Below are 20,002 nucleotides of genomic sequence, written 5' to 3' on the forward strand. Positions count from 1 at the left end.
CGCCATCAGGGAGCGATGCTCTCTCAGCGACCGGAAAAGTCGCCGAAGCGAACAGAACCCAGTCGTTTCCGGCCACCGGACGAAACGAAGTGCTCGGTGCCGGACATGGCGGAAACACGCCGGACTCGCCGGACGGCTTCGACGCCTTCCGCAGAGGCCCCGCGGCTTCCCGCGACCCCTGGGCGGCGTCGGCCTACCCGGAGCACACCCATGACCCGCACGAGGTGACCGTCCAGCTGGACGGGGCCGGTCCGCGGCAGGATCCGAGCCCGCGGAAGACCGAGCCCGGGCCGGCCGCTCCCGCCGACCCCTCCGACGGACCGGTGTTCGTGGACGAGTCGGGCCGCCGCGGCCGGACCTTCCGCCGACTGGGCATCGCCATCGGCATCGCCTGCGCGGTCTACGCCGTCGTCATCGTCGTCACCCTGCTCTCCGGCAGCTCCGACGCGCCCTGGCTGCCGGTGCCCGGCCGGCAGGACGACAAGCCGGCCGGCCGGCTCGACATCTCGCCCGCGCCCTCGGACCCGGCCCGGCCCGCCGGCACCGCCGGTGTCACCCGGGGCACCCCACCGGCCGCGAGCGACGGCACCACCCCGTCGCCCGGTGCGCGCGCCACCGCGCCCGGAGCATCCGCCGACCCGTCGGCGCCGGCCACGTCCGCCGACCCCACGCCGAAGCCCACCACGTCGCCCACCAAACCGGGAACCGGCCTCGGCAACCCCAGCCCGTCGGCCTCCACCAGCCCGCCCCCGTCCGGCTCGCCCGACCCGAGCCCCAGCGTCGGCACGGGTTCCCCGTCCACGCCCCCGGCCGGCCCGGGCACGGTGGCCTACGGACCGAGCGCACGCCACCCCGTCGCCGGGGAACCGGCCGGACGGGCCGCCCCGCTCGCCCGAACGTCCCCGGAGAACACCCTCTGATGGCTTCCCGCACCACCCGCCGGCAGGCCGCCGCCGCCACCCCCGACGGCCCACGGCGCCGCCGCCTGCCCCTGCGTCTGCTGCTGCCGCTGCTCGTCCTCGTCGCGCTCGTGGCGATGCTGATGCTGCGCGGCTACGTCCACAGCGAGATACTCGCCGACCACCGCGTCCGGCCCGAGGCCGGCACCGGCGAGGTCCCGGAGCGGATCCTCGACGGCGGCCCGGTCATCGACACCCGCAGCGGCCGCACCACCAGCCTGAGCGTCCCCGACCACCGCCTCGTCCTCACCTTCGACGACGGCCCCGACCCGACCTGGACCCCGAAGGTCCTGGACGTGCTGAAGAAGCACCACGCCCACGCGGTCTTCTTCGTCACCGGCACGATGACCTCCCGCCACCCCGGCCTGGTCAGAAGGATGGTGGCGGAGGGCCACGAGGTCGGCCTGCACACCTTCAACCACCCCGATCTCTCCTACCAGTCGACGAAGCGCATCGACTGGGAGCTGTCCCAGAACCAGCTGGCGCTCGCGGGCGCCGCCGGCATCCGCAGCTCGATCTTCCGCCCGCCGTACTCCTCCTTCGCCGACGCCATGGACGACAGGTCCTGGCCGGTCACGCGGTACATCGGCACCAAGGGCTATCTCACCGTGGTCAACGACACCGACAGCGAGGACTGGCGAAAGCCCGGCGTCTCCACGATCGTCCGCAACGCCACTCCGCGCGGCGGCAAGGGCGCCATCGTGCTGATGCACGACTCCGGCGGCGACCGCCACCAGACGGTGCGGGCCCTGGACCGGTTCCTGCCCGAGACGCAGGCGAGGGGCTACCGGTTCGACAACCTCACCGAGGCGCTCGACGCGCCCAGCGCGCTCACCCCGGTCACCGGCGCCGAGCTGTGGAAGGGCCGGGCGTGGATCTTCCTCGTCCGGGCCTCCGACGACATCACCGGCGTGATGGTGGCCGGCCTCGCGGTGATCGGCACGCTCGTCATCGGCCGGTTCGCGCTGATGCTGCTGCTGTCCGGCGCGCACGCCCGCCGGGTCCGGCGGCGGGACTTCGGCTGGGGGCCGCCGGTCACCGAACCGGTGTCGGTGCTCGTGCCCGCGTACAACGAGGCCAAGTGCATCGAGAACACGGTCCGTTCACTGATGGCCAGCGAGCACCCCATCGAGGTGATCGTCGTCGACGACGGCTCCGGCGACGGCACCGCCAGGATCGTCGAGGCGATGGGCCTGCCGAACGTCCGGGTCGTGCGGCAGCTGAACGCGGGCAAGCCCGCCGCCCTCAACCGGGGCCTCGCCAACGCCCGCCACGACATCGTCGTGATGATGGACGGGGACACCGTCTTCGAACCGTCCACCGTCCGCGAGCTGGTGCAGCCCTTCGGCGACCCGCGGGTGGGCGCCGTCGCCGGCAACGCGAAGGTCGGCAACCGGGACTCGCTGATCGGCGCCTGGCAGCACATCGAGTACGTGATGGGCTTCAACCTCGACCGCCGTATGTACGACATCCTGCGCTGCATGCCGACCATTCCGGGGGCCGTGGGGGCCTTCCGCCGCTCGGCGCTGCAGCGGGTCGGCGGGATGAGCGACGACACGCTCGCCGAGGACACCGACATCACGATGGCCATGCACCGCGACGGCTGGCGGGTGGTGTACGCCGAGAAGGCGCACGCCTGGACCGAGGCGCCCGAGACGGTCCAGCAGCTGTGGTCCCAGCGCTACCGCTGGTCGTACGGCACCATGCAGGCGATCTGGAAGCACCGGCGCGCCCTCGTGGAGCGGGGTCCCTCGGGCCGCTTCGGCCGGGTGGGACTGCCGCTGGTGTCGCTGTTCACGGTGGTGGCCCCGCTGCTCGCCCCCCTGATCGACGTCTTCCTCCTGTACGGCGTCGTGTTCGGCCCGACCGAGAAGACGATCGTGGCCTGGCTCGGGGTGCTGGCGATCCAGGCGGTATGCGCGGCCTACGCCTTCCGCCTCGACAAGGAACGCATGACTCATCTGATCTCGCTCCCCCTGCAGCAGATCCTCTACCGCCAGCTCATGTACGTCGTGCTGCTCCAGTCCTGGATCACGGCCCTCACCGGCGGCCGTCTGCGCTGGCAGAAGCTGCGCCGCACGGGGGTCGTGGAGGCGCCGGGCGGCTCGGTGCCGCGCCAGCGCAGCCGTACGGGCAGTACGAGCAGTGCGAGCAGTACGCGCAGCAGTGATCGGAGGCCCGTGGCATGACGCACGGACACACGACCGACGTCCCGCACCGGCCGGAACCGGCGCCCGCGTCCGCTGCCGCGCCGGGGAAGCCGGGCCGTGACCGGTACCTGGACCTCCTGCGCTCGATCGCCCTGGTCCGGGTGGTCGTCTACCACCTCTTCGGCTGGGCCTGGCTGTCGGTCCTCTTCCCCTCCATGGGCGTGATGTTCGCGCTCGCCGGCTCGCTGATGGCACGGTCGCTCGGCCGCCCGGCGCCGAGCGTGGTCCGCGGCCGGATCCGCCGACTGCTGCCTCCCCTGTGGGCGTTCAGCGCCGTGGTCGTGGCCATGATGGTCGCGGACGGCTGGAACCCGCTGAAGGACCGGGACACCGGGGGCGCCTGGGGGGTGGCGGACCTCCTCAACTACGTCGTCCCGGTCGGCGCCCCGCCCTACCCCTGGCACCTCGGCACCGACGGGGGCCTGTTCGACTCCACCTGGGCGGACCAGGCGGCGGGACCGCTGTGGTACCTCCGCGCCTATCTGTGGTTCGTGATCGCGTCCCCGCTGCTGCTGTGGGCGTTCCGCCGCGCGCCGTGGCCGACGCTGCTCGCCCCGCTCGCCCTGACGGCGATCGTCGGCACGGGTGTCGTCACGATCCCCGGTGAGACGGGCAACGCGATCACCGACTTCGGGACGTACGGCGCCTGCTGGGTCCTGGGCTTCGCCCACCACGAGGGGCTGCTGCGACGCGTCCCCCGCTACCTCGCCGTCTCGGGCTCGGCGCTGGTGATGGCGTTCGGGCTGTGGTGGGCCTCGGGCCATCCGGGCGAGGACGCCTGGGACCTGAACGACATCCCGCTGGCCCAGGCGACCTGGTCCCTCGGGTTCGTCGTCATCCTGCTCCAGTACTCCCCGTCCTGGCGGGAGCTGCCGGGCCGCCTCGCCCGCTGGGACAGGCTGGTGACCCTCTCCAACAACAGGGCCGTCACCATCTACCTCTGGCACAACCTCCTGATCATGGCGACGTTCCCGATCATCGACCGCGCCTACGACCTCCCCTTCATGGACAGCGACACGGCGTCGTCGGCCCTGGACTCGACGTACGGCTTCTGGACGTTCGTCCTGATCTGGCCCCTGATCGCCCTGGCCATCCTCACGTTCGGCTGGATCGAGGACCTGGCGGCGGGGCGGAGTCCCCGGGTGTGGCCCGACGGAAGGCGACGCGGGGGATCCCGACGGCTCACTCGTGGAGGTGAGGCCCCGTAAGTACGCGGCCGCCGGCGTGCCGCACTTCCGGCGCGTGGAGCAGGACGACGATCCCGTCGACCGGCTCGGCCGCTGACTTCACCGGGGCCCGCCGCCTCCCGGGAGGCGTTCGTAACGTGTGGGGTCGGAACCTCTCATCCCGGCCCCGCGTCGGGTGAGAGCAACGTTCCCTTGCGGTCACCCGGTGCCACAGGGCGGTAACGCCGCCTCCCTACCTTCGGGACTCATCAGCCCGTCGCACCGTGGAGGCGTCATGACAGCCCCTAGTACAGCCCCCGCATCCAGCAGGGGAGGCCGCTGGATCCAGCAGTGGGATCCCGAGGACGAGGCCTTCTGGAACGAGACCGGAGAGAAGATCGCCAAGCGCAACCTCGTCTTCTCCGTGCTCTCCGAGCACATCGGGTTCTCGATCTGGACCCTGTGGTCCGTGCTGGTGCTCTTCATGGGGCCGGAGTACGGGCTGACCCCGGCCGACAAGTTCCTGCTGACGTCGATGGTCACGCTCGTCGGCGCCGTCGTCCGCGTCCCCTACACCTTCGCCGTCGCGATCTTCGGCGGCCGGAACTGGACGATCGTCTCGGCCGGTCTGCTGCTCATCCCCACCGTCGCCGCGTTCGCGGTGATGAAGCCCGGGACGTCCTTCGACACCTTCCTGCTCTTCGGCCTGCTGGCCGGCATCGGCGGCGGCAACTTCGCCTCCTCGATGACCAACATCAACGCCTTCTTCCCGCTCAGGAAGAAGGGCTGGGCCCTCGGCCTCAACGCGGGCGGCGGCAACATCGGCGTCGCGGCGATCCAGCTCGTGGCCCTCGCCGTCATCGGTGCCAGCGGCGGCCCCCGCGTGCTGCTCGGGATCTACATCCCGCTCATCGTCGTCGCCGCGGTCCTCGCCGCGCTCTTCATGGACAACATCGAGAACGTGAAGAACGACACCGGCGCCGCCAAGGACGCCGCCCGGGACGCCCACACCTGGATCATGTCCGTCCTCTACATCGGGACGTTCGGCTCCTTCATCGGCTACAGCTTCGCCTTCGGGCAGGTGCTGACCAACCAGTTCGGCCGTACGCCGCTGCAGGCCACCTACCTCACCTTCATCGGCCCCCTGCTCGGCTCGCTGGTGCGGCCCGTGGGCGGCTGGCTCGCCGACAAGTACGGCGGCGCGAAGATCACCCTCTACAACTACATCGCGATGGCCGCCGCCACCGCCGTCCTGGTCCTCGCCAGCATGCAGAAGTCGCTGCCCCTGTTCGTCACCGCGTTCGTGGTCCTCTTCGCGCTCGCCGGCCTCGGCAACGGGTCGACCTTCAAGATGATCCCGGGCATCTTCCAGACCAAGGCCCTCTCCAAGGGACTTCAGGGCGAGGAAGCGGTCAAGTACGGGCGCCGGCTCTCCGGTGCCTCGATGGGCCTCATCGGCGCGGTGGGCGCGCTCGGCGGCGTCGGCATCAACATGGCCTTCCGGCAGTCCTTCCTGTCCTACGGCTCCGGAACCGGCGCGTTCGTCGCCTTCCTCGCCTACTACGCCCTCTGTTTCGCGGTCACCTGGGCCGTATACCTTCGCCGCCCGGCCGCAACCACCGAGGCCGCGACCGCCTCAGAGGCGAAGCCGCAGCTCAGCTACGCCGAGGTGTGACGTAACACCGGCGACATGAAGCCGAACCGAGCCTGTCACGCGCCGTTGACAGGCTCGTTCGGCATGCAGGTACCGCCGTACCTCCTGTACGACGACTCGAGTTCGGGACGAGAGCCATGGACGACGAACAGCAGCGACCGCAGCCCGGTCAGCACGGCCCGCTCGCAGGGTTCACCGTGGGCGTCACGGCCGCGCGCCGGGCCGACGAACTGGGCGCCCTGCTGCAGCGACGGGGAGCCGCAGTCCTGCACGCACCCGCCCTGCGCATCGTGCCGCTCGCCGACGACAGCGAACTGCTGGCGGCGACGAAGGACTTGATCGACCAGGCACCCGACGTGGTCGTGGCCACGACCGCCATCGGCTTCCGGGGGTGGGTCGAGGCCGCCGACGGGTGGGGGCTCGGGGAGCCGCTGCTGGAGCGGCTGCGCACGGTGGAGCTGCTGGCGCGCGGACCCAAGGTCAAGGGGGCGATACGGGCCGCCGGGCTCACCGAGGAATGGTCACCGTCGAGCGAGTCCATGGCCGAGGTGCTGGACCGGCTGCTGGAGGAGGGCGTCGACGGGCGCCGGATCGCCGTACAGCTGCACGGTGAGCCGCTGCCCGGGTTCGTGGAGGCGCTGCGGGCCGCGGGCGGCGAGGTCGTCGGGGTGCCCGTGTACCGGTGGATGCCGCCCGAGGACATCGGGCCGGTGGACCGGCTGCTGGACGCCGTGGTCTCGCGGGGCCTGGACGCGATCACCTTCACCAGCGCGCCGGCCGCGGCGTCCCTGCTGAACCGGGCGGAGGGGCGAGGGCTGCTGCCGGAGCTGATCGCGGCCCTCCACCACGACGTCCTGCCCGCCTGCGTCGGGCCGGTCACCGCTCTGCCGCTGCAGGCGCGGGGCGTCGACACCGTCCAGCCGGAGCGGTTCCGGCTCGGACCGCTGGTGCAGCTGCTGTGCCAGGAGCTGCCGGGCCGGGCGCGCGCCCTGCCGATCGCCGGGCACCGGGTGGAGATCCGGGGGCACGCGGTGCTCGTCGACGGGGAATTGAGGCCGGTGCCGCCCGCGGGGATGTCCCTGCTGCGGGCGCTGTCCCGGCGGCCGGGGTGGGTGGTGGCCCGCTCGGAGCTGCTGCGTGCCCTGCCCGGTGCCGGGCGCGACGAGCACGCGGTGGAGACGGCGATGGCCCGGCTGCGGACGGCACTGGGGGCGCCGAAGCTGATCCAGACGGTGGTGAAGCGGGGGTACCGGCTGGCGTTGGACCCGGCTGCGGACGCGAAGTACGCGGACGTGTGAAGTGGGGCGCCCGGCGTTCCGGGTGCCGTCCGCCGGGCCCGCCGGCTCCCGGGCCCCCTTCGGCCGGAACGGCCGCGTCCTCAGGCTCCCCCGGAGGGGGCACCGCCGGACGGGCTGATGTCGCCCCTGCGCCGGAATGCCCCGTACAGCACCAGTGCCCGCGTCAGACACACCAGCGCCACCGTCGACAGCACCGCGCGCACCGCGTTCCACGCCACCCACGCGTGCTCGAAGTGCTCCCGCGCCGCGGTCGGGTCGCCCGCGCGGGAAAGGCCGTCGTTGAGGGGGATGTTGAAGGCCGTGGTCGTCAGGAAGCCGGCGGAGTAGGCGGCCAGGGCCGCCCACACCCACCAGCGGCAGGGCTGTCCCCGCAGTTGCCACGCCGACACCGCCGTCAGCAGCGCCGCGCCCATGAAGGAGAGGAAGAACACCGGGTTCTGGATCACGTCGTTGATGTCGTTCATGACCTCGACGTAGACCCGGTCGTCGCTGCGGGCCAGCGCCGGCATCACACAGCAGGCGAAGATGTAGTAGACCCCGGCGATCAGTCCCATGGCGACCGTGGCCGCGCCCAGTACGAGTCCCGTGGCAGTCCCATTCCGCGTCATGCCTCAAGTCAACGGACGGCGCGGCGCCCCGGACATCGCCGAGACGCGCACCCGCATACGCGCTCGTCCAACCACCTCACCGGCACGAGGGGTTCCGGCCGCGCGGGCGGACGGGCACTGTAAGGGGAACGGTTCTCCACCCCAGCCCCAGGCGGTGACAGGCACATGGCACTGGGTACGGTCTCGGTCCCTCACGAGCTGCGCTTCGACGCCGGGCGGATCTGCCTGGACCTCCTGGCGACGACGCATCCCGAGGAACGGTTCGACTCGGTCGAGGTGCTGTGCGCCTGGATCGTGGGCGCGGGACTCGTGCCGCCGGGCACGTCACTGGCGCACGCGGACCCGGGCTGGCTGGTCGGCTTCCGAGAACTGCGGGCCCGGATCGGCCAGTTGGTGCGCGGTGCGCTCGCCGCCGTACCGAGGCCGTCGTACGACCTCGCGCTCGTGCGCGTGAACGAGCTCGCCAGGACCGCGCCGCCGGCCCCGCGTGCCGTGCGCGGCGAGGACGGGGTGCTGGTCAGGGAGTTGGACGGGCCGCCGGAGTGCGCGGCGCTGCTCGGGGCGATCGCCCGGGACGCCGTGGAGCTGCTCACCGACCCGGTCGCGCGGGCGGGGCTGCGGCAGTGCGAGGGGGACAACTGCCCGATCTTCTACGTCGATTCGTCCCGGGGACGCAGGAGGCGCTGGTGCTCCAGTGAGGTCTGCGGGAACCGTGAACGGGTGGCTCGGCACCGTCGGAGGGCGGCTCTCACCCGGGCCTAAGTGTCCTGATTGGTCGGTACGCCGGGTAACAGGCATTCTGGTGTCGAAGTGATTTCGACAACATCCCGTTTGCCCCCGGCCCGCTCCGGGCAGCTGGCTCGATCTTGCCGATGTGGCGGAAATGTAAAGATCGCGGGGTGGGAATGTGCTCTCATGTCCCACTCATCACGTCACCCCGAAGAAAACTGTCGTACCGCTTTGAACATGACGGAGACCACATCCGTACCTGTGCACGAGCGACCGACTGGGGGAACCCCCGGACATCGGAGGTGGGCGTGCGCAAGGATTCCGTCGTGGCCAATGAACGTGGATCGAGGGCCCGACATCGCATGTCCCAGCCCTCGGAACCTGATGAGGAGCTGATGCGTGCCCTGTACCGGGAGCACGCCGGACCTCTCCTTGCTTATGTACTGCGCCTGGTCGCCGGAGACCGGCAGCGCGCCGAGGACGTGGTCCAGGAAACGCTCATCCGTGCCTGGAAGAACGCCGGCCAGCTCAATCGAGCGACCGGATCGGTACGCCCCTGGCTGGTGACGGTCGCGCGCCGCATCGTCATCGACGGCCACCGCAGCCGGCAGGCCCGGCCGCAGGAGGTCGATCCGTCGCCGCTGGAGGTCATCCCCGCGGAGGACGAGATCGACAAGGCGCTGTGGCTGATGACGTTGTCCGACGCGCTCGACGACCTGACCCCGGCCCACCGGGAGGTGCTCGTCGAGACGTACTTCAAGGGGCGTACCGTCAACGAGGCGGCCGAGACGCTGGGCATTCCCAGCGGAACGGTGCGGTCCCGGGTGTTCTATGCCCTGCGGTCGATGAAGCTGGCTCTGGAGGAGCGGGGGGTGACGGCATGAGTGTTTACGGGGGATTCGGAACGGGTGGTTCGGGTATGTCTGGCCCCATGATGGGATCTCCGGGCCCGAGCGAGCACGAAACGGTCGGTGCCTACGCCCTCGGCATTCTCGACGACGCCGAGGCGACCGCCTTCGAGGCGCATCTCGCCACCTGCGAATGGTGCGCCCAGCAGCTCGACGAGCTGGCGGGGATGGAACCCATGTTGGCGGCGCTCGCGGACCTGCCGGGGACCGGCAGCACACCCGCGATCGGCGAGTCGCTCTCCGCGCGGCCCAGCCCACGGCTCGCGGAGAAGCTGGTCGACGAGGTCGCCGAGCGCCGGGCGGTCAAGCGCCGCAAGGGCTTCTACCTGGTCGCGGCCGCGGCCGCGCTGATCATCGGCGGTCCGCTCGCGGTGATGGCCGTGAACGGCGGCGGCAGCTCGGGCGGCACCAGCGCCACCCCGCTGGCGGCGGGCGCCAAGGCGGCCTTCGGTCAGATCTCCGACAAGGTGTCGGCGACCGACTCCTCCACCAAGGTCCAGGCGACCGTGGCCATGGAGAAGAAGGACTGGGGCACCTGGGGCGTCGTCGAGCTCAGCAACGTCAAGGGACCGCTGAAGTGCTCGCTCATCGCCGTCGGCAAGAACGGCGAGCGCGAGACCATGTCCTCCTGGTCGGTCCCCAAGTGGGGCTACGGCATCCCGAACGCCAAGGTCGAGGAGGCGAAGCAGCCTCTGTACGCGCAGGGCGGCGCGGCCTTCCAGCCCAACGAGATCGACCACTTCGAGGTCATGACCTTCGACGGCAAGAAGCTCGTCCAGGTCGACGCGTAGCAGTTGTCGGTCCCCTCGTGGGACCGACGCGCGCCGCCACGTAGCTTTGACGGGTCCCCTTCGCGTACGGTTGACGGCTGCCCAGCACGTCAGAAGGGGGCCCGGTGGCCGCTCAGGCTCAGCAGGAAACCGCGGTCGGCTCGGATCACGACTCCGTACGGGACCGAGAGATCAGCGTCGAACAGGAACACCTAGACCGGGTCTACCGGCGACTCGAGGAGAAGATCCACGAGGCCGAGTTCCTGATGAACGACGCGGCCAAGCGCGGCCAGGTCGGCACACCCGGGGCGCTCGCCGAGCGGGACGCCCAGGTCTTCCGGGCCGGCATTCACCTCAGCCGGCTGAACAACGAGTTCGAGGACTTCCTCTTCGGACGGATCGACCTGCTGCCCGGCAAGGACGGCAAGAAGGGGCCGGACGGCGCCTACACCGCCGTGGAGCCCGCCGAGGGCGCCGTGCGCGAGGACGGCACGGCCGACATCGCCGAGACGCTGCACATCGGGCGGATCGGTGTCCTCGACGCCGAGTACGCGCCCCTGGTCATCGACTGGCGGGCGCCCGCGGCCGCCCCCTTCTACCGCTCCACCCCCGTCGACCCCGGCCGGGTCGTACGGCGCCGGGTCATCCGCTCCAAGGGCCGCCGCGTCCTCGGCGTCGAGGACGACCTGATGCGCCCCGAGCTCAAGGCCCGCCTCGACGGCCGGGAACTGCCCGTCATCGGCGACGGCGCCCTGATGGCCGCGCTCGGCCAGGCCCGCAGCCACACCATGCGGGACATCGTCGCCTCCATCCAGGCCGAGCAGGACCTGGTCATCCGCGCCCCCGCCGCCTCGGTGACCTACGTCGAGGGCGGCCCCGGCACCGGCAAGACCGCCGTCGCCCTGCACCGCGCCGCCTACCTCCTCTACCAGGACCGGCGCCGGTACGCGGGCGGCATCCTCATCGTCTCCCCGACCCCCCTGCTGGTCGCCTACACCGAGGGCGTCCTGCCCTCGCTCGGTGAGGAGGGCCAGGTCGCCATCCGCGCGATCGGCTCCCTGGTCGACGGCGCGGAGGCCACGCTGTACGACTCCCCGTCCACCGCCCGCGCCAAGGGCTCGTACCGCATGCTCAAGGTCCTGCGGAAGGCGGCGCGGGGCGCGCTGGAGCTGGGGCCGGGTGGTCCGGACGGGGGACCGGGCGGTCCGGGTGCCGGGGGGCGCCCGCCCGCCGCCTCGAACGCCGCCGCATCCCGCCGTGCCGGCCCGGGCGCGACCGACGACACGGACGGGTCCCCCTCCGCCGGGCCGGACCGCCCGGAGCAGCTCGCCTTCGGCGACGGCGACGGCGACGGGGCCGGCGGCCGGAGCGGGAACGGGGACGGCTTCCGCCCGTCCGCGCCTGCTCCCGCCGGGCCCCCCACCCGTCTGCGCGTCGTCGCCTTCGGACGCCGGCTGGAGCTGGAGGCGGACGCGCTGGAACGGATCCGCCGCACCGCCCTCGGCGGCACCGCGCCCGTCAACCTGCTGCGCCCCCGCGCCCGCAAGCTGCTCCTCGACGCCCTGTGGGAGCGGTCCGGTGCCGGCACCCGGCACACCGACCCCGAGCTCGCCGCCGAACTGCGCTCCTCCTTCGACGAGGACATCACCACCGAGGACTCCTTCACCGAGTTCCTCGACGCCTGGTGGCCCGAGCTGACCCCGCGGGCCGTGCTGGAGGCGATGGCCGACGAGCGCCGGCTGGGCCGTTGGGCCCGCCGGATCCTCAACCCCGGCGAGGTCCGCCGCGTCGCCCGCTCGCTGCGCCGCGACGGCCTCTCCGTGCACGACATCGCCCTGCTCGACGAGCTCCAGTCCATCCTCGGCGTCCCCGCCCGCCCCCGGAAGAAGCGCGAGCTGGACCCGCTGGACCAGCTGACCGGCCTGGAGGAACTGATGCCGGTGCGCGAGGAGTCGCAGCGCGAGCGCGCCGAACGGCTCGCGCAGGAGCGCACCGAGTACGCCCACGTCATCGTCGACGAGGCCCAGGACCTCACCCCGATGCAGTGGCGGATGGTCGGCCGCCGCGGCCGGCACGCCACCTGGACGGTCGTCGGCGACCCCGCCCAGTCCTCCTGGTCCGACCCCGACGAGGCGGCCGAAGCCCGCGACGAGGCCCTCGGCACCCGCCCGCGCCGCCGCTTCCAGCTCACCGTCAACTACCGCAACCCCGCCGAGATCGCCGAACTCGCCTCCAAGGTCCTGGCCCTCGCCATGCCGGGCGCCGAGTCCCCCTCGGCGGTCCGCTCAACCGGCGTACAACCGCGCTTCACCGTCGTACGCGACTCCCTCGCGCAGACCGTCCGCGCCGAGGCCGCCCGCCTTCTCGACCTCGTCGACGGCACCGTCGGTGTCGTCGTCGCCATGCAGCGGCGCGAGGAGGCGGCCCGCTGTCTCGCCGGACTCGGCGACCGGGTGGTGGCACTCGGCAGCCTGGAGGCGAAGGGCCTGGAGTACGACGCCACGGTCGTCGTCTCCCCGGCGGAGATCGCGGACGAGTCCCCGGCCGGACTGCGGGTGCTGTACGTGGCCCTCACCCGGGCGACCCAGCAGCTGACGGTCGTGTCGGGGGAGCGCGATCAGCCGGACGGGGCCGGGGTGCCGGACCTGCTCAGAGATTAGAAGGAGATGAACTCTCGTGACGGGAATGGCCTGACGGGATCCGTTTGTTAGCCTGGATGCGACACCGGCCCGATCCAAGCCCCCGGGCCCAACCTTCGTCCCTGAGAGGGACCACTTGCCGCGAGGCGAGCATGGCGGGTCGGTGTCACTGACGTCGAAGAGGTCCGCGCCCAGCAGGGCGCGGACCTCTTTTGTTGCGAACAAAACGATCGCAATCCGGGGCGGCTAACGCCTACTCAGCAGTAGGTGCGACCATCGGACGGCATACCCCAGCGTCAGAGTTGAAAGAGGAAGTCGGCCATGGCAACGGCGCCCAGCGTCTCCTACTCGATGACGGTCCGGCTGGAGGTGCCCGCGAGCGGAACCGCCGTCTCGCAGCTCACCACCGCCGTGGAGTCCTCCGGAGGCTCGGTGACCGGCCTCGACGTCACCGCCTCCGGTCACGAGAAGCTCCGCATCGACGTCACCATCGCCGCCACCTCCACCAGCCACGCCGACGAGATCGTCGAGAAGCTGCGCGGCATCGAGGGCGTGACCCTCGGCAAGGTCTCCGACCGTACGTTCCTGATGCACCTCGGCGGCAAGATCGAGATGGCGTCGAAGCACCCCATCCGCAACCGTGACGACCTGTCCATGATCTACACGCCGGGCGTGGCCCGCGTCTGCATGGCGATCGCCGAGAACCCCGAGGACGCCCGCCGTCTGACCATCAAGCGCAACTCCGTTGCGGTCGTGACGGACGGCTCCGCCGTGCTGGGCCTCGGCAACATCGGCCCCAAGGCCGCCCTCCCGGTCATGGAGGGCAAGGCGGCCCTCTTCAAGCGCTTCGCGGGCATCGACGCCTGGCCGCTGTGCCTCGACACCCAGGACACCGACGCGATCGTCGAGATCGTCAAGGCGATCGCCCCCGGGTTCGCCGGCATCAACCTCGAGGACATCTCCGCCCCCCGCTGCTTCGAGATCGAGGCGCGGCTGCGCGAGGCCCTCGACATCCCCGTCTTCCACGACGACCAGCACGGCACCGCGATCGTCGTCCTGGCCGCCCTGAAGAACGCACTTCGCTGCACCGGCAAGGCGATTGAGAACATCCGGGTCGTCATGTCCGGCGCCGGCGCGGCCGGTACGGCCATCCTCAAGCTGCTGCTCGCGGCCGGCGTGAAGAACGCCGTCGTCGCCGACATCCGCGGTGTCGTGCACGCCGGGCGGGAGGACCTGCGGGAGGCTCCCGCGGACTCGGCGCTGCGCTGGATCGCCGACAACACCAACCCCGAGGGCCTGACCGGCACGCTGAAGGAAGCCGTTCGCGGAGCCGACGTGTTCATCGGCGTCTCCGCCCCGAACGTGCTGGACGGGGACGACGTGGCCGCCATGGCCGAGGGCGCCATCGTGTTCGCGCTCGCGAACCCCGACCCCGAGGTCGACCCGGCGATCGCCCGTCAGACGGCGGCCGTCGTGGCCACCGGCCGCTCCGACTTCCCGAACCAGATCAACAACGTGCTGGTCTTCCCGGGCGTCTTCCGCGGTCTGCTGGACGCGCAGTCCCGCACCGTCAACACGGAGATGATGCTGGCCGCCGCGAGCGCGCTGGCCGACGTGGTGACCGAGGACGAGCTCAACCCGAACTACATCGTCCCGAGCGTCTTCAACGACAAGGTCGCGGGCGCGGTGGCCGGTGCGGTGCGGGAGGCGGCGAAGGCGGCGGGCGCCACGTCCTAGACGTGGCGTACGGTGCTGGGCGGGCCTGTCGCGGCTGGGCGGGCCTGTCGTACTGTGGGCACGCTGTGAGCATCACCACGACGAGCCGCACCGGCGAGTCGTGGAACCGGGCGCCTCACGCCACCCTCTAGGGTGGCGGCCACGCTCGCGCCTCCTCGGCCCGCGTTTCGTGTGACCCCCTAGGGTGTACTCACGACTCCAACGGGTGCCGGATTGGCTTTCCCGTCGCAGGTAGGGGCAGGATGCGTCCCTGGGCGCGAGCGCATCGGCTTCGCTGTGCCAATTGCGGCTCTGCCGCGTGGCACACCCCAACGGCAAGAAGAACACGGGAGTAACAACATGAACCGCAGTGAGCTGGTGGCCGCGCTGGCCGACCGCGCCGAGGTGACCCGCAAGGACGCCGACGCCGTTCTGGCCGCGTTCGCCGAGACCGTCGGCGAGATCGTCGCCAAGGGCGACGAGAAGGTCACCATCCCCGGCTTCCTGACCTTCGAGCGCACCCACCGTGCCGCTCGCACCGCGCGCAACCCGCAGACCGGCGACCCGATCCAGATCCCGGCCGGCTACAGCGTCAAGGTCTCCGCGGGCAGCAAGCTGAAGGAAGCGGCGAAGGGCAACTAAGGGCGCCTTCGCGTCGTGCCGGTTCAGCGTCGTCGGCGGCTGCCGGTGCGCCGTGGCTGGTCGCGCAGTTCCCCGCGCCCCTTCAGGGCACTAACGCCGATGGGGCGGTCACCCGGACTCGGGTGACCGCCCCATCGGCGTTGGTGCGACTGCCGCTAGCCGAGCGCCTTGCCCGGCAGTTCCACCTTCGCTCCCAGTTCCACGAGCTTCTCCATGAAGTTCTCGTAGCCGCGGTTGATCAGGTCGATGCCGTGGACCCGGGACGTGCCCTGGGCGGCGAGGGCGGCGATGAGGTAGGAGAAGCCGCCGCGGAGGTCGGGGATGACCAGGTCCGCGCCCTGCAGCTTGGTCGGGCCGGAGACGACGGCCGAGTGCAGGAAGTTGCGCTGGCCGAAGCGGCAGTCGGAACCGCCCAGGCACTCGCGGTAGAGCTGGATGTGCGCGCCCATCTGGTTCAGCGCGGAGGTGAAGCCGAGCCGGGACTCGTACACCGTCTCGTGGATGATGGACAGGCCGGTGGCCTGCGTGAGGGCCACGACGAGCGGCTGCTGCCAGTCCGTCTGGAAGCCCGGGTGCACGTCCGTCTCGAGGGCGATCGACTTCAACTGCCCGCCGGGGTGCCAGAAGCGGATGCCCTCGTCGTCGATCTCGAAGGCACCGCCCACCTTCCGGTAGGTGTTCAGGAACGTCATCATCGAGCGCTGCTGCGCGCCGTGGACGTAGATGTTGCCCTCGGTCGCCAGCGCCGCCGACGCCCAGGACGCGGCCTCCAGCCGGTCCGGGAGCGCCCGGTGGGCGTAGCCGCCGAGCTGGTCCACACCCGTGATGCGGATGGTGCGGTCGGTGTCCATCGCGATGATGGCGCCCATCTTCTGCAGGACGCAGATGAGGTCCTCGATCTCCGGCTCGACGGCGGCGTTCGAGAGCTCGGTGACGCCCTCGGCGAGGACGGCCGTCAGCAGGACCTGCTCGGTCGCGCCGACGGACGGGTACGGCAGCCGGATCTTCGTGCCGCGCAGCCGCTGCGGAGCCTCCAGGTACTGCCCGTCCGCGCGCTTCTCGATCCGCGCGCCGAACTGCCTGAGCACGTCGAAGTGGAAGTCGATGGGCCGGCCGCCGATGTCGCAGCCGCCGAGACCGGGGATGAAGGCGTGGCCGAGGCGGTGCAGCAGGGGACCGCAGAAGAGGATCGGGATACGGCTGGAACCCGCGTGGGCATCGATGTCGGCGACGTTCGCGCTCTCGACGTGCGTGGGATCCATCACCAGTTCGCCCGGCTCCTCACCCGGACGGACCGTCACCCCGTGCAGCTGCAGCAGGCCGCGTACGACACGCACGTCACGGATGTCCGGAACGTTGCGCAGTCGACTCGGCGAGCTGCCCAGCAGGGCGGCGACCATGGCCTTCGGTACGAGGTTCTTCGCACCGCGGACACGGATCTCACCCTCCAGCGGGGTTCCGCCGTGGACAAGCAGGACATCGTCGTTGACGGTCATGTATCTCGCGTTCCGATGAGTCGGGCAGGGGCCAGAAGGGAAAGGGTAATCGCCGCCCACCCCCCTTCTGTAAGCCCAAGTACCGCCCAGCTACGTCATAGCTCTGTCACAACACGGCCCGTTCACCGCCGGGCACATGGGGTCACCGGCCCCGCCGTGCGCCCGCCGCGTGCCTCTTTGAGCCCTGAGCTGCATTCCCCCTCCTTACGCCGATTGCCTCCCCACGCCCGGGGAAGATGCGGGATCATGTCTGGCATGACCGAGGTGTCCTCGCTCACAGGGCGGTTGCTCGTGGCAACGCCCGCCCTGGCGGACCCGAACTTCGACCGTGCGGTGGTGCTCCTTCTCGACCACGACGAGGAGGGCTCCCTCGGTGTCGTCCTCAACCGTCCGACCCCCGTGGATGTCGGCGACATCCTGGAGGGCTGGGCGGAGCTCGCCGGCGAGCCCGGGGTCGTCTTCCAGGGCGGCCCGGTCTCCCTCGACTCGGCGCTCGGAGTCGCCGTCATCCCCGGCGGCTCCTCCGCCGACGGGGCACCGCTGGGCTGGCGCCGGGTGCACGGCGCGATCGGACTGGTCGATCTGGAGGCCCCGCCGGAGCTGCTCGCCTCGGCCGTGGGCTCCCTGCGGATCTTCGCCGGGTACGCGGGCTGGGGCCCCGGTCAGCTGGAGGACGAGCTGGTCGAGGGTGCCTGGTACGTCGTCGAGTCGGAGCCCGGGGACGTCTCCTCGCCGTCCCCGGAGAGACTCTGGCGCGAGGTGCTGCGCCGCCAGCGCAACGAGCTGGCGATGGTGGCCACCTACCCGGACGACCCTTCGCTCAACTGATGCCTGTGAGCTTCAGTACCCTTGGCGATATGAGCACTCTTGAGCCCGAGCGCGGGACTGGTACGGGGACCCTCGTAGAGCCGACGCCACAGGTGTCCCACGGCGACGGCGACCACGAGCGCTTCGCCCACTACGTCCAGAAGGACAAGATCATGGCGAGCGCCCTCGACGGCACCCCCGTCGTGGCGCTGTGCGGCAAGGTGTGGGTACCGGGCCGTGACCCGAAGAAGTACCCCGTCTGTCCGATGTGCAAGGAGATCTACGACTCCATGGGCGCCGGCGGCGGCGACAAGGACAAGGGTGACAAGTAACCCGTAACGCCCGAGGCTCGCAAGGCCCCCGGGGCGCCGTTCGGCGCGCCTCGGGGGTCTTCGTATGATGTTGTGCACAGCGAAACGCGCATTGCGTATGGTGCAACGCGACCTCCGGAGATCCTTTCTGTGAATTCCTCACCGCGACCGACGTGACGCAATTCCGGTTTTCCCTCATCCCGGCCTGAACGGCTTCCTGACCGCAGGGTGTTTTCTGAGGAGTGACGTGATGGATGTGATTCCGGAGCCCGCCCGCACACTCCGGCACGGCCCCGGTTTCCGGGAACTCGGACCGGGGACCGGACTGGCGGCGGGAAAGGGCGCGGACGGCACGGCGCGCTGGCTGCGCGGCACGCTCGGCGCCGCCACGGGCCTGCCGCTCGCTCCCGCCGACGGGGACGGCGACGACGTCCTGCGCCTGTCCGTCGACCCGGCGGTGACCGGGGAGCTGGGCGCGGAGGGCTACCGTCTCGACGTCCTCCCCACCGGCGTGCACCTGGTCGGAGGCGGGCCCGCCGGCCTGTTCTGGGGCGCCCAGACGCTACGTCAGCTGCTCGGCCCGGACGCCTTCCGGCGCGCCCCGCTGCCCGGCCGGACCTGGCGGCTGCCCCTGGTCCGGATCGAGGACTCGCCGCGCTTCGGCTGGCGCGGGCTCATGCTCGATGTCGCCCGGCACTTCATGCCGAAGGAAGGCGTCCTGCGCTATCTCGACCTCATGGCGGCGCACAAACTCAACGTCTTCCACTTCCATCTGACGGACGACCAGGGCTGGCGCGTCGAGATCGAAAGGTATCCCCGGCTCACCGAGATCGGCTCCTGGCGGTCACGAACGAAATTCGGTCACCGCGCCTCGGAACTGTGGGAGGAGAAGCCGCACGGTGGCTTCTACACCCAGGACGACATCAGGGAGATCGTCGCCCATGCCGCCGAGCGGCATATCACCGTCGTCCCCGAAATCGACGTGCCGGGACACTCGCAGGCCGCCATCGCCGCGTATCCGGAACTCGGCAACACGGATGTCATCGACACCACTTCCCTCTCCGTCTGGGACAACTGGGGGATCTCTCCCAACGTACTGGCCCCCACTGACAACACCCTGCGTTTCTACGAGGGGGTGTTCGAGGAACTCCTCGAACTCTTCCCCTCCGAGTTCGTCCACGTCGGGGGTGACGAATGCCTCAAGGACCAGTGGCGGCGATCGCCCACCGCACAGGCCCGCATCGCGGAACTCGGCGTCACCGACGAGGACGGTCTGCAGGCGTGGTTCATCGGCCACTTCGACACCTGGCTGAGCGCGCGCGGGCGCAGGCTCATCGGCTGGGACGAGATCCTGGAGGGCGGCCTCGCCCCGGGCGCGGCCGTGTCCTCGTGGCGCGGTTACGCCGGCGGGGTCGCCGCCGCGCGGGCCGGCCACGACGTCGTCATGTGCCCCGAGCAGTACGTGTACCTGGACCACCGGCAGGCCGACGGCGCCGACGAGCCGGTCCCGATCGGGTACGTCCGCACCCTGGAGGACGTCTACCGCTTCGAGCCCGTTCCACCGGAGTTGACGCCGGAACAGGTCCCGCACGTCCTCGGTACCCAGGCCAACGTGTGGACCGAGGTGATGGAGGACCAGGGGCGCGTGGACTACCAGACCTTCCCGCGCCTGGCCGCCTTCGCCGAGGTGGCGTGGAGTTCCCTGCCGGCCTCCCGGGAACGGGATTTCGCCGACTTCGAGCGGCGGATGAGCGCCCATTACCGGCGACTCGACGCCCTGGGCGTCGCCTACCGGCCGCCCGCCGGACCCCGTCCGTGGCAGCGGCGCCCCGGAGTCCTCGGCCGTCCGATCGAGGGCACGCCCCCGAACAGGTAGCTCACGAACGGGCAACCGGGCGTCCCGAACAGGTGGTGGAAAAACGTCGCAAGCATCACCGAAGAGTGCCAATTCGCGCGCAGCGGTGATGTTGTGCGAAAACGGACCATCTCCCTGATGAGAGGGGCGAATGCCGCCTAGCGGACCCCCGTCTTCGGGTGCCTCGAAGATGTGCCAGAGTTGCCACGTCCGCCCTGTCAGCACGTACCGTAC

Annotated in this window: 16 protein-coding genes; 14 read left to right on the plus strand and 2 right to left on the minus strand. The window is 71.0% G+C overall.

What is annotated here, in order from left to right; genetic code table 11:
* Positions 1 to 89 precede the first annotated feature (89 nt).
* The 5 genes from ACWCQ1_RS00285 to ACWCQ1_RS00305 all read left to right on the plus strand — a co-directional run bounded on the left by ACWCQ1_RS00285 (position 90) and on the right by ACWCQ1_RS00305 (position 7,287).
* On the plus strand, positions 90 to 920 hold the full coding sequence (locus ACWCQ1_RS00285) for a hypothetical protein (protein WP_451025492.1): 831 nt from the start codon (positions 90 to 92) through the stop codon (positions 918 to 920).
* Positions 920 to 3,148 (plus strand): glycosyltransferase, encoded by a 2,229-nt coding sequence (locus tag ACWCQ1_RS00290; protein WP_451025493.1) that lies wholly within the window; start codon positions 920 to 922, stop codon positions 3,146 to 3,148. Before ACWCQ1_RS00285 ends, ACWCQ1_RS00290 begins: the two co-directional genes overlap by 1 nt.
* Positions 3,145 to 4,377, plus strand: coding sequence for an acyltransferase family protein (locus ACWCQ1_RS00295; RefSeq protein WP_451025494.1), 1,233 nt, complete (start codon positions 3,145 to 3,147; stop codon positions 4,375 to 4,377). Before ACWCQ1_RS00290 ends, ACWCQ1_RS00295 begins: the two co-directional genes overlap by 4 nt.
* 253 nt (positions 4,378 to 4,630) lie before the next feature.
* Positions 4,631 to 6,010 carry a nitrate/nitrite transporter gene (locus ACWCQ1_RS00300; protein WP_451025495.1) on the plus strand — a complete coding sequence of 460 codons (1,380 nt, stop codon included), beginning with the start codon at positions 4,631 to 4,633 and terminating at the stop codon, positions 6,008 to 6,010.
* Between the two features lie 116 nt (positions 6,011 to 6,126).
* Positions 6,127 to 7,287 (plus strand): uroporphyrinogen-III synthase, encoded by a 1,161-nt coding sequence (locus tag ACWCQ1_RS00305; protein ID WP_133046279.1) that lies wholly within the window; start codon positions 6,127 to 6,129, stop codon positions 7,285 to 7,287.
* 80 nt (positions 7,288 to 7,367) lie between these two features.
* On the opposite strand, the gene ACWCQ1_RS00310 is transcribed toward ACWCQ1_RS00305, so the two are convergent.
* Positions 7,368 to 7,895, minus strand: a complete 528-nt coding sequence (locus tag ACWCQ1_RS00310; RefSeq protein WP_165954973.1) for an anthrone oxygenase family protein — start codon at positions 7,893 to 7,895, stop codon at positions 7,368 to 7,370.
* 165 nt (positions 7,896 to 8,060) lie between these two features.
* On the opposite strand from ACWCQ1_RS00310, the gene ACWCQ1_RS00315 reads away from it, so the two are divergent.
* The 6 genes from ACWCQ1_RS00315 to ACWCQ1_RS00340 all read left to right on the plus strand — a co-directional run bounded on the left by ACWCQ1_RS00315 (position 8,061) and on the right by ACWCQ1_RS00340 (position 15,299).
* Positions 8,061 to 8,657 (plus strand): CGNR zinc finger domain-containing protein, encoded by a 597-nt coding sequence (locus ACWCQ1_RS00315; protein ID WP_451025496.1) that lies wholly within the window; start codon positions 8,061 to 8,063, stop codon positions 8,655 to 8,657.
* 329 nt (positions 8,658 to 8,986) lie between these two features.
* Positions 8,987 to 9,508, plus strand: coding sequence for a sigma-70 family RNA polymerase sigma factor (locus ACWCQ1_RS00320; RefSeq protein WP_010039908.1), 522 nt, complete (start codon positions 8,987 to 8,989; stop codon positions 9,506 to 9,508).
* 47 nt (positions 9,509 to 9,555) lie between these two features.
* Entirely contained in the window at positions 9,556 to 10,323 is a 768-nt protein-coding gene (locus ACWCQ1_RS00325; protein WP_165954974.1) for an anti-sigma factor family protein, read from the plus strand.
* Positions 10,324 to 10,427: 104 nt separating this feature from the next.
* Positions 10,428 to 12,962: a HelD family protein gene (locus tag ACWCQ1_RS00330; RefSeq protein ID WP_451025497.1), complete on the plus strand. Its 2,535-nt coding sequence runs from the start codon at positions 10,428 to 10,430 to the stop codon at positions 12,960 to 12,962.
* 300 nt (positions 12,963 to 13,262) lie between these two features.
* The gene (locus tag ACWCQ1_RS00335) at positions 13,263 to 14,678 is read left to right on the plus strand and encodes a malic enzyme-like NAD(P)-binding protein (protein WP_451025498.1); all 1,416 of its coding nucleotides are present in this window, start codon (positions 13,263 to 13,265) and stop codon (positions 14,676 to 14,678) included.
* A 339-nt stretch (positions 14,679 to 15,017) separates the two neighbouring features.
* Complete coding sequence (locus ACWCQ1_RS00340) at positions 15,018 to 15,299, plus strand: HU family DNA-binding protein (protein WP_006139383.1); 282 nt, start codon at positions 15,018 to 15,020, stop codon at positions 15,297 to 15,299.
* 155 nt (positions 15,300 to 15,454) lie between these two features.
* Here ACWCQ1_RS00340 and murA read toward each other — a convergent pair whose 3' ends face one another.
* Positions 15,455 to 16,795 carry a UDP-N-acetylglucosamine 1-carboxyvinyltransferase gene (gene murA, locus ACWCQ1_RS00345; RefSeq protein WP_133046284.1) on the minus strand — a complete coding sequence of 447 codons (1,341 nt, stop codon included), beginning with the start codon at positions 16,793 to 16,795 and terminating at the stop codon, positions 15,455 to 15,457.
* A gap of 255 nt (positions 16,796 to 17,050) precedes the next feature.
* On the opposite strand from murA, the gene ACWCQ1_RS00350 reads away from it, so the two are divergent.
* From ACWCQ1_RS00350 to ACWCQ1_RS00360, 3 genes are all read left to right on the plus strand, one after another.
* Positions 17,051 to 17,623, plus strand: coding sequence for a YqgE/AlgH family protein (locus tag ACWCQ1_RS00350; RefSeq protein ID WP_165954975.1), 573 nt, complete (start codon positions 17,051 to 17,053; stop codon positions 17,621 to 17,623).
* 29 nt (positions 17,624 to 17,652) lie between these two features.
* Positions 17,653 to 17,934 carry a DUF3039 domain-containing protein gene (locus ACWCQ1_RS00355; protein WP_133046286.1) on the plus strand — a complete coding sequence of 94 codons (282 nt, stop codon included), beginning with the start codon at positions 17,653 to 17,655 and terminating at the stop codon, positions 17,932 to 17,934.
* A 229-nt stretch (positions 17,935 to 18,163) separates the two neighbouring features.
* Complete coding sequence (locus ACWCQ1_RS00360) at positions 18,164 to 19,789, plus strand: beta-N-acetylhexosaminidase (protein WP_451025499.1); 1,626 nt, start codon at positions 18,164 to 18,166, stop codon at positions 19,787 to 19,789.
* Positions 19,790 to 20,002: the final 213 nt, after the last annotated feature.

This window comes from Streptomyces sp. NPDC002144 (genome assembly GCF_053593695.1).